The organism is Streptomyces virginiae (assembly GCF_041432505.1).
Classification (GTDB): Bacteria; Actinomycetota; Actinomycetes; order Streptomycetales; family Streptomycetaceae; genus Streptomyces; species Streptomyces virginiae_A.
In genome coordinates this window covers 8,405,024-8,418,704 of sequence record NZ_CP107871.1, presented here as the reverse complement: position 1 = coordinate 8,418,704, position 13,681 = coordinate 8,405,024, and the positions used below count along the sequence as shown (strand labels likewise).

Below are 13,681 nucleotides of genomic sequence, written 5' to 3'. Positions count from 1 at the left end.
GCATGCTCCCGGCAAGATAGCGCTCGGACAGGCCTTCATGAAAGATGATGCTCGAAGTCGGCTGTCATCACGCAGCTTTGAACATCCATCAGGGGGGAACCCGGCCTGGATAGAGTGCGGGCATGGTGGGCGACGAGGTCGATGTGGCAGTGGTGGGGGCGGGACCGGTCGGGCTGAGCGCCGCGCTGCTGCTCGCCCGGGCCGGGCTCGACGTGGTGGTGCTGGAACGCCGTCCCGGGCCGGTCACCGAGTCCCGTGCCACGGACCTGCACGCGCGCACCCTGGAAGTCCTGGCCCCGAGCGGACTGGCCGAATCCCTGCTCCCGCTCGGCCGGCGCGTGGACGCGGTGGAGATGTGGTCGGGGCGGCGCCGGCTCGGCGGCTTCGACCTGGCCCGCCTGCGCTCCCCGTACCCGTACATCCTCACCGTGCCGCAGTGCGCGACCGAGGGCCTGCTCGCCGCCGAGGCCGAGCGGGCGGGGGTGCGCGTGCACCGCTCGACCGCCGTCCGCTCGGTCGACGAGGATGCCGAAGGCGTCACGGTACGGTCGGACGCCCTCGGCCCGCTGCGCACCCGCTGGGTCGTCGCGGCCGACGGCGCGTCCAGCACCCTGCGCGCCCTGGCCGGCACGCCGTTCCGCGGCCGGACGTACGCCGGCACGTGGCAGCTCGCCGACCTGCGGGTGGAGGACCCCTCACTGGATCCGGCCCGGGTCCACATGGTCGGCGGCCCGCGCGGCCTCCTCGTGGTGCTGCCGATGCACCTCGACGGCTGGGCCCGGGTCGTCCTGCACCTGCCGCACGACCGGCCGGCGGGGGACGGCGTGGGCGGGCCGGAGGGGATCGCCGCCGAGGCGGCGGCCCGGGGGTGGACGGCGGCCGTCCGCGAATGCCGCTGGACCAGTACCTTCCGCACCCAGCGGCGTCTCGCCGCGCACGACGGGCGGCGGCGGGTGCTGCTGATCGGTGACGCGGCCCACGTGTGCAGCCCGATCGGCGGTCAGGGCCTCAACCTCGGGTTGCGGGACGCCGTCTCCCTCGCCTCCGCGCTGCCCGCCGCCACCACCCGCGGCGGTCCCGCCGACGCCCGGCTGGCGGCCTGGCGGCGCGCGCGCCGGGCCGACGCGCTGGGCGTCCTCGCCCGCACCGACCTCGCCACCCGTGCCTGGACCCTGCGCTCGGCGCCCGCCCGCGCCGTCCGGGACACGGTGGTGCGCGGCGCCCTCACCACCGCGGCCGGCCGGCGCCTGATCGCCGAGGCGGTCGCCGGGCCCCGCCCGGGCCCGGCATGATCCGAAGGACAGGCCCTAGGTCGGCCTGTCCTGGGGCGGTGGGGTGACCGCCAGGATCGGTGGGGCCGGGGAGGACCAGCGGTGGCCGCAGGGGTCGAAGACCAGGGTCACCGGCCGACCCGGGCGCTGGCGCCAGGAGATGCGTTCCGGGTCGTCCGCGCACACCGGGCAGGGGGGCAACGGGCGGGGGTCCGGCAGGCAGTCGGGGGCGGCCGTGAGCGGCGTGGTGTACGGATCGCGCATGGAGGCTCCCTGGTCGTGCGGTTGGGCTGATCGCACTGTGCCATGGACGGGCCCGCGTGCGCATGGGCGGATCGTCCAGGGTTCCGGCTGGTCAGAGGTGCGGTCAGCAGGAGGAATCCGGTCCTCTTACGGGCACTTGGTGATCAACCGCTCCCGCCGCCGGCCTCCACCAGGCCCGATTCGTAGGCCGCGATCACCGCTTGCGCGCGGTCGCGGACGCCCAGCTTGCCGAAGATGCCGGTGATGTGGTTCTTGACCGTGGAAACGCTGATGTCCAGTTCCGCGGCGATCTCGGTGTTGCCCCGGCCGGTGGCCATGAGCCGCCAGATCTCCAGCTCGCGCGGGGTGAGTTCGCCAGGGGTCTCGGCCGCCCACGACCGCGGCCGCTCGGCGGGGGTCCGTACGTAGGCGGAGAGGAGCCGGCTGAGCAGCCGGGGCGCGACGGCCGCCTCGCCGGTGTGGACGATGCGGACCGCGGAGATCAGCTCCTCCGGGGAGATGTCCTTGGGCAGGAAGCCGTACGCGCCGGCGCGCAGGGCGGCGACCACGTACTCGTCCATGTCGAAGGTGCTCAGGGCCAGGACGCGTGTCCCGGGGAGCGTGCGCGCGAGTTCCTCGGTGGCCTTGACCCCGTCCATGACCGGCATCCGGATGTCCATGACGACCACGTCGGGCCGTAGTTCATGGGAGAGGGCCACCGCCCGGGCGCCGTCCTCGGCCTCGCCCACGACCTCGAACTCCGGGTCGGGGCCCAGGATCAGGGCCAGGCCGCGCCGGACCAGCGGCTGGTCGTCGGCGATGAGTACGCGGATCATGCGTGCGGAACCTCTCTGTGGAAAGCGTCTTGGGCCGGGAGAGGGATCCGGGCCGCCACCCGGAATCCGCCGCCGGCGAGCGCGGCGGCCTCCAGGGTTCCGCCCTGCAGGGCGACCCGTTCGTGCATGCCGATCAGACCGTATCCGGAGCGTGCCGTGGGGCGTGCGGGCGGTACCTGCGCTCCCGCTCCGTCGTCACGCACCTCCACGCCCACCTCGTCGGCGTGGTACGTGAGCCGTACGTGGGCCCGCGCCCGGCCCGCGTGTTTGCGGGTGTTGGTCAGGGCCTCCTGGACGATCCGGAAGACGGTGAGGCCCACGGTGGGCGGGAGCGGGCGGACCGGCCCGTCCACGGTGAACTCGGTCTCCGTACCGGCCAGCCGGGACTCGGTGATGATCCGGCCGAGGTCGTCCGTGCCGGGCTGCGGCGCCGGCGGGGTCTGCTCCGGCTCCTCCCCGGCCCTCAGCACGTCGAGGAGTTGACGCATCTCGCGCAGTGCCATGCGTCCGGAGTCCTCCAAGGTGACCAGCGCCTCCCGGGACACCTCGGGGTCGTGCGCCAGATTGGCCCGTGCCCCGCCGGCCATCAGCTGCATGGTGGTGATGTGGTGGGCGACGATGTCGTGCAGTTCGCGCGCGATCCGGCGGCGCTCCTCGGACACGGCCCGGTCGGCGAGCCGCGTCCGGTGGGCCGCGGCCTCCCGCTGCCGGCGTTCGACCACGCAGGCCGCCGTGACGGTGATGAGGGCCGCGGTGGCGCTTCCGGCCAGACCCCACCAGCCGAAGGGGAGCGGCCATCCGCCCTGCCCGGCGGAGGCGAGCACCGCCGACGCGGCCGCGGCCGTCGCGATGACGGCGGGCCGGTGCGTCCGGGCCACCGTGTAGAGGGCGATCGTCAGGCTGAGGGTGAAGTGCGGGGACTGCGGCGCCGCCAGGTTCACCACGATCCCCACGCCCAGGACCGCGGCCAGTACGGGCAGCGGCCGGGCGCGCCGGGCCAGCAGGGTCATCGCCGACACCACCAGCAGGACCGCCGCGGTGACGCTGAGGGTGCCGCCCTCGGTGAGCGTGCTCAAGGAGAAGCCGACGAGGTCGGCGGCGGCCGCCGCCACCGCGACGAGTGCGTCGTTGCGCGTCCAGTGCCCCCGGTCCCCTTCGCTCTCCGCGCCCTCGACCGGGCCCGCACCCCGACCCGCACCCCGACCCGCACCCGCATGCGTACGCATGACCCCGCCCCCGCCCCTGCCCGTCCCGACACCCATGCCGCGTCCGTGCCCTTGCCCGCCCCCGTGCCGCCGGTCCTGTTCCCCGGTGGTCGAGACCCATTCTGGCACCGGGGCTCCCCCGTGCCGCCCGACCGTGGTCGGGCTCCCTACCAGGACCTGGGTCCTGGTCCGCGGGGCCGGCCGGACCCTGGTCCCGGGGTGCGGATCCTCCCGTGACCTGACGCTCGGCCCGCTCGCCCCTGATGGTCTTGGAGTCAGGCCGGGAACACCTGGCCGGCACCGCACAGACCGGAGGAAATGTGATCCGCGCCCTGACCGGATTCTCGACGAGAAGTCCGTGGAAGGTGATCGCCCTGTGGGTGGTCCTGGGACTGGCCGCCGCCGTCCTGGGCCAGGCGTTCGTCTTCCGCGCCGTCCAGACCGGCAACGCCGGGTTCCTGCCCGCGCAGTACGACTCGGCGGCCGCTCTGAAGATCGCCGAGGAGCGGTTCGGGGCGAAGCCGGACGCCAACCTCCTGACCGTGTTGGTGGCCCGGTCGGACGAGGCTCCGCTCGGCGCCGCCGACGAACGGCGCATCGACGCGCAGGCCGCGCTGTTGTCGCACAAGCGCGTCGTCATGCCCAGGACCGAGGAGACGATGCCGCTCGCCCAGGACCACTCGCAGGTCCCCCGGGTCGCCCCGGCCATGACGGCGCCCGACCGCTCCTTCCGGCTGCTGTCCGTCGAACTGACCGGCAACCCGGCCGATCCCGGGGTCCAGGCCACCTACCGGGCCTTCCGGGACTCGACCCGGGCCGCCCTGGCGGAGGAGGGCCTGCGTACCGGCTTCACCGGCGGGATCGCCGACCGCGTGGACGCCACGGAAGCCGAGAAGACCCGCTCGACGGTCATCGGCATCGCCATGCTCGCGGTCATCGTCCTGCTGCACGTCCTCGTCTTCCGCAGCGTCCTGGCGGCCCTGCTGCCGCTGCTCGCGGTCACCGTCATCGGCGGCGCGGCGGCGGGCGCGGTGGTCGGCGCCGCGCTGCTGACCGACATCGGACTGTCCGAGTCCACACCGAGTCTGATCAGTGTGGTCCTGATGGGCATCGGCATCGACTACTTCCTGTTCCTCCTCTTCCGTTTCCGGGAGCAGCTGCGCCAACACCCCGAGCAGTCCGGGCGCGAGGCGGCCGCCGAGGTCGCCGGGCGGGTCGGTACGGCCATCACCTCCGCGGCCCTGACCATCGTCGCCGCGTTCGCCACGCTCGGGGTGGCCTCCTTCGGCCAGTTCCGGGTCCTCGGGCCGGCCATCGCGCTGTCCGTGCTGGTGATGCTGCTGGGCAGCCTGACCCTGATGCCGGCCCTGCTGGCGGTCACCGGCCCCAAGATGTTCTGGCCGTCCCGGTCCTTGAAGCGCGAGCCCCGTGCGGGGTCCGCCGCGCGCATGGGCGACCGGGTGGCGCGCCGGCCGTTCACGCTGGTCCTGGCCTCGGTGGCGCTGCTCGGCACGCTGGCCGCCGGGGTCGTCGGGATGCGCATGGACTACGGGCAGAGCGGTGGCGGCGGCGAGCGGACCGCCGCCGTGGCCACCGCGGCCGAGATCTCCCGCGCTCTGCCGGCCGGGGTGTCGGACCCGACCAGTGTCTTCGTCACCGCTTCCGACGGCGTCGCCCTGACCGTCGAACGCCTCGGCGGACTGTCCGAGGCGCTCGCCCGGGTCGGCGGTGTGGGCCAGGTCGCCGGGACGGTCCTGACCGAGGACCGCCGGGCGGCCCGGATCGACCTGTTCCTGACCGCGGACCCGCAGCGGCAGGAGGCCCGCGATCTGGTGACGGGTCCGGTCCGGGCCGCGGTCCTGGCCCACACCCCCGCCGGTACGGAGGCACATGTGGGCGGCACGGCGGCGGTGTTCGCCGATATCGCGACCGCGGTGGACAAGGACCTGCGGGTGGTCTTCCCGGTGGCGGCCGCGCTGATCGCGCTGATCCTGATCGCCCTGCTGCGCAGTCTCCTGGCGCCGGTGATCCTGCTGGCGTCGGTCGGGCTGGGCTTCGCAGCGACCCTCGGCGCGTCGACCCTGGTGTTCCAGCACGCGCTGGACCGGCCGGGGGTGGACTTCACCCTGCCGCTGGTGCTCTTCCTGTTCGTGGTCGCGCTGGGCACCGACTACAACATCCTGATGAGCGACCGGATCCGGGAGGAGATGGCCCGGCCGGGTCCGGCCCGCGCCGCGGTGGGCCGCGCCGTCCGACACACGGCGCCCGCCATCGCCACGGCGGGCCTCGTGCTGGCCGCCTCCTTCGGCAGCCTGGCCGTGACCCCCGCCCCGTCCACCCAGCAGATCGGTTTCGCGACGGCCCTCGGCATCATGCTCTCCGCCTTCGTCCTGTCGATCGTGCTGGTGCCCGCGCTGTCCACCCTCCTCGGCCGGTCGATGTGGTGGCCGGTGCGCCCGCGCCGCCGCACGCAGGAGGCCGACGCGGACGCGCCGCGGACCCCGGAGCGGGCGATGGTCGGCTGAGCCGCCCCGGACGGCGCGAAGGCGCCGCCGCGCGAAGGACCGTACGACGGTACGGGTCCTGCGTGCGGCGGCGCCTTCGTCGCCGGGCGACCTGCGGGCGGCCGGATGCCTTCGGCACCTGTGGGCCCGGGGGCGTCAGGCGAGCCGGTCGATCTCGGGGTGGTCCTGGAGCCAGGCGCGGACCGCCTGCTGCTCCTTGCCCTTCCCGGTCTCCTGGATCTTCGCTTCCAGGCCGGTCAGCTGCTCCTCGGTGAGCTTGAAGGACTTCAGCCATTCGGCGACCTTCGGCTCGTCCTCCGCGAAGCCCTTGCGGGCCAGGGTGTGGATCCCGTCGCCCTTGCCCCAGGCCCCCTTGGGGTCCTCGAGCTTGGTCAGCTCGTAGGAGGAGTACGCCCAGTGCGGGGACCACAGCACGACCGCGACGGGCTCCTTCTTCTCGTAGGCCCGCTTCAGCTCGGCGAGCATGCCGGGCGTGGAGCCGTCGACGACCTTGTACTCGCCGTCGAGGCCGTACTCCTTCAGGACCTTGTCCTTGAGGATCGACATCTCGCCCGCACTCGGCTCGATGCCGATGATCCGCCCCTTGAACCGGTCGGCCTTGCCCTTGAGGTCGGCGAGCGAGCGCACGTCCTTCATGTAGGACGGCACGGACAGCTCCAGCGAGGTCGGGCCGTACCAGGAACCGAGGTCCTCCAGCTTGTTCCCGTACTTCTCCCAGTACTGGGCGTGGGTGACGGGCAGCCAGGAGTCGGTCTGGAAGTCGAGCTGGCCGCCGGCCAGGCCGGTGTACAGAGCCCCGGCCTCCAGCTGGCGGGCGTCGACCTTGTAGCCGCGGCGCTCCAGGAGCTCCTTCCACAGGAAGGTGGAGGCGATGCCCTCGTCCCACGGGATGTAGCCGACGGAAAGGGTGCGCCCCTTGCCGATGTTCGCGGCCCCGGCCGGGCCGCCCTCGGCGGTGGAACCGCCGAAGGTGTTCAGGCCGCCCGCGACGAGCGCGAGCACCACGACGCCGCTGATCGCGTACGCGGGCTGGGGTCGGTGGTTCCACAGTTTGGCGGCGCCGGTGGCGGCGGCCCGCGCCTTGGCGAGCGTACGACGGCCGATCGGGGAGACCTGCCGGCCGAGCGCCCCGGTCATCCGGTCCAGGTACATGGCGAGGATGACGATGGAGACGCCCGCCTCGAAACCGAGGCCGATGTCGACGTTGCCGATGGCCTTGTAGACGGCGCCGCCGAGTCCGCCGCCGCCGACCATTCCGGCGATGACGACCATGGACAGGCCCAGCATGATGACCTGGTTGACGCCCGCCATGACGGTGGGCAGGGCCAGCGGGAGCTGGACGCGTACGAGGGTGTCGCGCGGGCTGGTGCCGAAGGCCTCGGCGGCCTCGACCAGTTCCCCGTCGACCTGGCGGATGCCGAGCTCGGTCATCCGGACGCCCGGGGGCAGCGAGAAGATGATGGTGGCGATGATGCCGGGCACCACGCCCACCCCGAAGAAGATGATGCCGGGGATCAGGTAGACCATGGCCGGCATGGTCTGCATGAAGTCCAGGACCGGCCGCAGGAGGGCGCTGACCCGGTCGGATCTGGAGGCCCAGATACCGAGCGGGATCGCGAACGCCAGGGTGACGAGCGTGGCGACCAGGACCAGGGACAGGGTGGACATGGCGTCCTCCCACAGACCGAGGGAGTCGACCAGCGCGAAGCCGGCGAAGGCGAGCAGGCCCGCCAGCAGGCCGCGCAGCCACCAGGCGGCGACGGCGAGGATGCCCGCGAAGAGCAGCGGGGCGGGGGCGGACAGGACGGCGTCGATGCCGTCGTAGAGGCCGCTGACGAGCGAGCTGATGGCTTCGAACAGCCAGGAGAGGTGGCTTTGGAGGAAGTCGACTCCGCTGTCGACCCAGTTGCCGAGATTCAGGCGCGGCATCAGGCGGCCACCTCCGCGCAGTACATCGGGGGCCGTTGTTCGTCGCCGATGAAGGCGATGAGGCGGTCCTGGGGTACGGAGCCGATGACGGCCCCGTCCGCACCGGTGACGGCGACCGCGTGCGGGACCCGGGCGCTGACGGCGCACAGGTCGGCGAGCGGGGTCCCGGCGGTGACGGTCGGGCAGTCGCAGGCGTCGGCGGCCGGTTCCGGGTCGTCCATGACGGCGTCGGCCGTCAGGACCCGGGAGCGGTCCACGTCCTGGATGAAGGAGGCGACGTAGTCGTCGGCGGGGCGGGTGAGGATGTCCTCGGCGGTGCCCTGCTGGACGATGCGGCCGTCGCGCATGACGGCGATGCCGTCGCCGAGGCGCATGGCCTCGTTGAGGTCGTGGGTGATGAAGACGATGGTCTTCTTCAGGCGCTTCTGGAGCTCCAGCAGCTGGTCCTGCATGTCGCGGCGGATCAGCGGGTCCAGTGCGCTGAAGGACTCGTCCATCAGCAGGAGGTCGGCGTCGGTGGCCAGGGCCCGGGCGAGGCCGACCCGCTGCTGCATGCCGCCGGAGAGCTCGTCGGGCCAGGACTTCTCCCAGCCTTCGAGCCCGCACAGGGCCAGGGCCTCGGCGGCGCGGCGCTCGCGCTCGGCGCGGGGCACGCCCTGCACCTCCAGCCCGTAGCCGGCGTTCTCCAGCACGTTGCGGTGCGGGAACAGCGCGAAGTGCTGGAAGACCATGGAGATCTTGGTGGACCGTACGTGGCGCAGCTCGCCCGGGCTCAGCCGGGTGAGGTCCTGGCCGCCGAAGAGGATGCGTCCCGCGGTGGGTTCCAGCAGGCCGTTGAGCATGCGCAGCAGCGTGGACTTGCCCGAGCCCGACAGCCCCATGACGACGAAGATCTGGCCCGGCTGGACGTCGAAGGAGGCGTCGATCACGGCAGCGGTGGTCCCGTCGGCGCGCAACTCGTCACGGTCTGCGCCGTTTTCGAGCGCGCGGACGGCGGCTGCGCTGTCGGCGGGGCGCCTCCCGAACACCTTGTAGACGTGCTCGGCCTGGAGCGTGGACACATACACCTCACGGGTCGTACCAAGTACGGCGCGCGCCGGCGGACCGGCGGGGCCGTGGAGCGGGACGGGATCTGCCCGTGTGCGCCCTGCCCTCCGGCGCGATCGGCCGGAGGGCATGGTTCCGCTCCAGCAGCGCCGATGCCCGGCATTCACCTGAGCAAACGCCGGGGTGACCCTCCTCACGTACGGGGTACGGGGCCCCCGCGTGCGGACCCGCGCGCCGGACCGGGCGGCCTCGGACGGCCGCGGTCCGGTACGCCCTTCCCCCCGGGCGGAGTTGGGGCCGCGGTCTCGCGGCCGGCCCGATCGCCGGGCCCGACATGCCGCCGCCCGGGGTGTGGCCGAGGCCACAGTGTGGTTCAGCCCGGTCCGGCCGTCACGTGACGCGGAAACCGGTGGTCGCGTGGTCGCGGCGGTCCCGATGGAAGGTGAGCCGGTCCCAGGTAGGGAAGGCCAGGTCGGTGACGGTCAGCAGCCGGCCGGAGCCGTCGTGCAGGGTGCGGCGTACGGTCAGCCCGCAGGCCGGGGCGGCGGCCTGCGGGTGGGTGACGCGGGTCATGGTGAGGATCTCGGCGACCCGGCCGCTCGCGGCGGCGCGGTCGAGCCAGCGGTGCAGTGCGGTCAGGTCCTGCTCGCGGGCGGTCGTCGTCGCGGTCCGGTTCCGGAGGGCCGCCAGCTCCGGACTCCGCGCGACGACCCCGGGGCTGAAGTAGGTGACGGCGTCCCGGAGGGCCTCGCCGGCCGGTCCGCGTTCGCGGTGGTGATGCACCAGGGTGCGGTCTCCGCCGGACATGCCGAGGAGCGTGCCGAGGGAGGGCGGGACGGTGACGTAGGTGGTCCAGCTCCGGGTCGGCGCGGGACCCGCGGAGGGCGTCGCGGCGGGGACGCCGGAGACGGCCGCGACGACCGGGACCGCGACGACGGCCGGGACGCCGACGGCGGTGACGGGGACGGCGGGGCGGGTCCCTCGGCGGCCGGTGACGACGAGGCCGTCCTCGCGCAGGCATTGGAGGGCCGCCCTGATGGTCTGCCGGTTGACCTGGTAGCGGGCGGCGAGGCTGCGTTCGGACGGCAGTCTGCCGCCGGGCGTGTGTGCGGCGCGGTCGAGATCGCGGCGCAGCGCTGCGGCGATCCGCTGGTACTTGGGCATGGCGGCCTGGCCGCCGCCCCGCGAAGGGGAGGGCATGGCTTCTCCTCTGACGGGTGGTCAAGGACTGGGCGGTCTGCCCGACCAACCTAGCATTGGTCTATACCTGTCAGTGAGGCAGATCGCGGCGCACGCCCCGGCTTGGCCGATTTCCCACCCGCGCCCGAGCGCCCCTTCGAGGCGGGCGCCGGAGCGCGGAGCGGCCACGTCATGACCGATCGCGCACGACCGCCGACGGGGCGGACCCCCGTAGAACTGGCGGAAGTCGCACCCATGGACCCGCGGGCGCCGCGGCTCGCGCCGGAACGCCTTGACATGCCAAGTGATTAGCCACCATATTACTTTCATGACGAGGGACGGCATCGACGACGAGGCACCCACACCGGAGCAGGCCAGGCGACAGGTCGAGCATTACGGCCTGGATGTCGACCCTCAGGCGGTGCTGGTCGCGGTACGACTGATCTCGGCGGGCGCGCGGGTCGGTCGGGCGGCCGAGGCGCATTTCGCCCGGTTCGGCCTGTCGACGGGGCGTTACCGCCTGCTCGCCGACCTCGAGGACCACGGCGGGGAGAAGTCCCCCTCCCACCTCGCGGTCGACCTCGGCGTGTCCCGGGCCACGGTCACCGGCCTGCTGGACGGCCTGGAACGCGAGGGGCTGATCGCCCGCCGCCCGTCCACGGAGGACGGCCGGGGCACGGTGGCCGTGCTCACCGCGCGCGGATCGCAACGCCTGCGCGACATGGCGCCCGAGCATTTCGGGCGGCTCGAAGCGATGGTGGGCGGCCTTTCCGTCGAGGAGCGCGGAGTGTTCCTGGACCTGCTCGCCCGCGTGGTGCGCGGCAGCACGGCCCTGACCGCGGACTGAGCCGACCCGCCGCACAGCCCTTTCGGCCCCGCCCCCCAGCAGGGCCGCTTTTCACGGAGTAATAGTTAGCTGCCTAATTATTTCGCCTTCCGTACCTGCCCGAGAAAGAGACCGGCATGCCCGCAACGAAGCACAGACCCCGCCGCCGCGACCGAGCGGTCTCCCGGCCGCCCGGACCGTTCCGCCTCTGGCGAGAGGTGCTGACCGCCTACGCCGCCCCCGCACTGATGGCCGGCACCGCCGGGATCGTCACCGGTCAGCGGGACCTGGCCCTCGCCGCCTGCACCTCCATCGCCGGCACCTCCGCCGTGGTGGCGTTCCTGGTCGGCCGCTGGCTGCGGCGCGGCGGACGGCCCCGACGGTGGACCCTCACCGCGCCGCGCGGCGTCCTGACCGCCGTACTCGTCCTCGGCACGGTCGGCGCGGCCGCCCTGCTGGGATGGTTCGCCGCCCAATGGCTGCCCGCCCACACCCCGATACCGGGCGCCCCGTGGCTGCAGCGCCTGCGCGTGGACCTGCCCGTCTCCGCGGCCCTCGCCACCACCATCGTCACCCTGCGCTGGCGCGGCACCACCACGGTGTCGCCGGCACGTCACCAAGGAATGAGCACACGATGATCGTTGTCATGGGAGCGACCGGAGCGACCGGGAACGCCTTGCTCCACAGCCTCCGCACGCTCGACGTACCCGTCCGCGCGCTGACCCGCACCCCGCACACGCCGATCCCCGGCGCCACGGGTACGCACCGACCGCCCGTCGAGGTCCGGTACGCCGATGCCACCGACCCCCACTCCTTGCGCGCCGCCTTCGAGGGCGCCGGCCAGCTCTTCCTCGCCATGGCCAACGGCCCCGCACAGGTCGAACTCGAAACCCGTGTCATCGACATCGCCACCCACACCGGCGTCGGACACATCGTCAAGATCTCCGCACCCGCCGCCGAACCCGACTCCCCCGTCGCCGTCTCCCGCGGACATCACGCCGTCGAGCAACACCTGCGGGCCACAGGCATCCCCCACACCGTCCTGCGCCCCTACGCGTTCACCCAGAACCTGCTGCGTCTGGCTCCGGCCGTCGCCCAAGGCCTGATCCTCGGCACGACGGGCGAGGCGCCCTGCAACTACGTCGACTGCCGCGACATCGGCGACGTCGCCGCCGCCGCCCTCACCAGGCCGGAGGTCGCCGGCCGCACCTACACGCTGACCGGGCCGGAAGCCGTCTCCTCCCCCGACCTCGCCGCCCGGCTGTCCGCCCTGACCGGCCGGCCGATCCGCTACGTCGACCTCGCACCGGCCGAACTACGGGACAACCTCATCCGCGAGGCCCACATGCCCGCCTGGCTCGCCGACCACGTGACGGAGATCCAGCAGCTCGCCGTCGCCCGACCCGAGACCCCCACCACCACCGTCGTCGACATCCTGGGCCGCCCGCCCCGCACCCTGGACGCCTTCCTCCAGGAGCACCGGGCCCACTTCCTCCACTAGGACGCCGCGGCGCGGGGCGGGTGCGGCGGGATCGCGCCCGGGCCCCCGCCGGACGGACGGGTCAGCGCAGGCCGGCGAAGAGATCGTTCTCGGGTAGGTCCGCGCCGGTGGGGTCCTGGACCCTGACGAAGGTCTCCATGCCCATCAGCTCGCCGAACCTCTCCTTGCCCATCCTGAGGAAGAAGATGTTCTCGCCCTGACTGGCGTGTGCGGCCAGCGCGTCGAACTTCTGACCGCTGAACGCGGTGGTGTCCACCCAGGTGGAGATCTCGTCGTCGGGGAGGCCGATGTCGGCCAGGGCGGCGGCCTCGGCGGGGTCCGGCTCCGGCATGTCCTCACCGAACTCGCGCATGATCTTGCCGAACCGCTCCATCGCCGAGCGCGGCATCGTCGTCCAGTACACCTTCGGTGTCAGGTCGGTCATCTCGAGCGCCGCCATGGTGATGCGGTGGGCCTGGATGTGGTCGGGGTGGCCGTAGAAGCCGTTCTCGTCGTAGGTGACGACCACGTCGGGCCGGTACTGCCGCATGAGGGCCGCGAGCCGGGCGGCGCCTTCCTCCACGGGGGTCTTCCAGAAGGATCCAGGAGCGTCGTTGCTCGGCCAGCCCATCATCCCGGAGTCGGCGTAGTCCAGCAGCTCCAGGTCACCGATGTTCAGGACCTCACAGCTCGCCTCGAGTTCTTGTCGGCGCATCAGGGCGACGGCCGCCGGGTCGTGCCCGGGATCCCCCGGCTTCACACCTCCCGGCCCGTCTCCGCAACCGCCGTCGGTACACGTCACGAGAACCGTACGGATGCCCTCCGCCGCGTACCGCGCGAGGACTCCTCCGGTTCCGGTGGCCTCGTCGTCGGGGTGGGCGTGCACTGCCATGAGCGTCAAAGGCCGGTCGGTCATGAAGGAGTCCTCCTACGGAGAGATATGTCGGTCCGAGTACGCGAAGGGCGTTCCGCGATCCCGGAAGGCCGGATCATGCCGGGGCGGACGACATCGTGGACCGCCCCGCGCTGCCGGCCCCCGGTCGGTGCAACGATGCCGGCAGGACCCGCTGTTCCCGGAGCGGCGGCCCGGTTCACCTGGGCAGCGGCCGCCCGGCCCCCCGTACCCGTATCCGTATCCGC

At 73.1% G+C, this 13,681-nt stretch carries 12 protein-coding genes; 5 read left to right on the top strand and 7 right to left on the bottom strand.

Annotation, left to right across the window (positions count from 1 at the left end; all coding sequences use genetic code 11):
• The first annotated feature begins 122 nt into the window (after window positions 1-122).
• Window positions 123-1,292 carry an FAD-dependent oxidoreductase gene (locus tag OG624_RS38820; RefSeq protein WP_371640561.1) on the top strand — a complete coding sequence of 390 codons (1,170 nt, stop codon included), beginning with the start codon at window positions 123-125 and terminating at the stop codon, window positions 1,290-1,292.
• Between the two features lie 15 nt (window positions 1,293-1,307).
• Here the strand turns inward: OG624_RS38820 and OG624_RS38815 are convergent, their stop codons facing one another.
• From OG624_RS38815 to OG624_RS38805, 3 genes are all read right to left on the bottom strand, one after another.
• Window positions 1,308-1,535: a hypothetical protein gene (locus OG624_RS38815; RefSeq protein ID WP_371640560.1), complete on the bottom strand. Its 228-nt coding sequence runs from the start codon at window positions 1,533-1,535 to the stop codon at window positions 1,308-1,310.
• A 143-nt stretch (window positions 1,536-1,678) separates the two neighbouring features.
• The gene (locus tag OG624_RS38810; RefSeq protein WP_033216567.1) at window positions 1,679-2,350 is read right to left on the bottom strand and encodes a response regulator; all 672 of its coding nucleotides are present in this window, start codon (window positions 2,348-2,350) and stop codon (window positions 1,679-1,681) included.
• Window positions 2,347-3,576, bottom strand: coding sequence for a sensor histidine kinase (locus tag OG624_RS38805; RefSeq protein ID WP_161294711.1), 1,230 nt, complete (start codon window positions 3,574-3,576; stop codon window positions 2,347-2,349). The genes OG624_RS38810 and OG624_RS38805 overlap by 4 nt, the downstream gene beginning before the upstream one ends.
• Window positions 3,577-3,818: 242 nt before the next feature.
• Here OG624_RS38805 and OG624_RS38800 point away from each other — a divergent pair, with 242 nt between their 5' ends.
• A complete protein-coding gene (locus tag OG624_RS38800) occupies window positions 3,819-6,080 on the top strand; it encodes an MMPL family transporter (protein ID WP_244290692.1) in 2,262 nt (753 codons plus the stop codon).
• Window positions 6,081-6,215: 135 nt separating this feature from the next.
• Here the strand turns inward: OG624_RS38800 and OG624_RS38795 are convergent, their stop codons facing one another.
• The 3 genes from OG624_RS38795 to OG624_RS38785 form a co-directional block, all read right to left on the bottom strand.
• Window positions 6,216-8,009, bottom strand: coding sequence for an ABC transporter permease/substrate binding protein (locus OG624_RS38795; RefSeq protein WP_161294707.1), 1,794 nt, complete (start codon window positions 8,007-8,009; stop codon window positions 6,216-6,218).
• Entirely contained in the window at window positions 8,009-9,070 is a 1,062-nt protein-coding gene (locus OG624_RS38790; RefSeq protein ID WP_033216563.1) for a quaternary amine ABC transporter ATP-binding protein, read from the bottom strand. The genes OG624_RS38795 and OG624_RS38790 overlap by 1 nt, the downstream gene beginning before the upstream one ends.
• Window positions 9,071-9,446: 376 nt before the next feature.
• Entirely contained in the window at window positions 9,447-10,256 is an 810-nt protein-coding gene (locus tag OG624_RS38785) for a GntR family transcriptional regulator (protein ID WP_371640559.1), read from the bottom strand.
• 307 nt (window positions 10,257-10,563) lie between these two features.
• On the opposite strand from OG624_RS38785, the gene OG624_RS38780 reads away from it, so the two are divergent.
• The 3 genes from OG624_RS38780 to OG624_RS38770 all read left to right on the top strand — a co-directional run bounded on the left by OG624_RS38780 (window position 10,564) and on the right by OG624_RS38770 (window position 12,562).
• Complete coding sequence (locus tag OG624_RS38780) at window positions 10,564-11,082, top strand: MarR family winged helix-turn-helix transcriptional regulator (protein WP_161294703.1); 519 nt, start codon at window positions 10,564-10,566, stop codon at window positions 11,080-11,082.
• A gap of 116 nt (window positions 11,083-11,198) precedes the next feature.
• Complete coding sequence (locus tag OG624_RS38775) at window positions 11,199-11,699, top strand: hypothetical protein (RefSeq protein ID WP_371640557.1); 501 nt, start codon at window positions 11,199-11,201, stop codon at window positions 11,697-11,699.
• 8 nt (window positions 11,700-11,707) lie between these two features.
• Window positions 11,708-12,562: an NmrA family NAD(P)-binding protein gene (locus OG624_RS38770; protein ID WP_371640556.1), complete on the top strand. Its 855-nt coding sequence runs from the start codon at window positions 11,708-11,710 to the stop codon at window positions 12,560-12,562.
• Between the two features lie 61 nt (window positions 12,563-12,623).
• Here the strand turns inward: OG624_RS38770 and OG624_RS38765 are convergent, their stop codons facing one another.
• Window positions 12,624-13,457 carry a PIG-L family deacetylase gene (locus OG624_RS38765; protein WP_161294699.1) on the bottom strand — a complete coding sequence of 278 codons (834 nt, stop codon included), beginning with the start codon at window positions 13,455-13,457 and terminating at the stop codon, window positions 12,624-12,626.
• Between the last annotated feature and the right edge of the window lie 224 nt (window positions 13,458-13,681).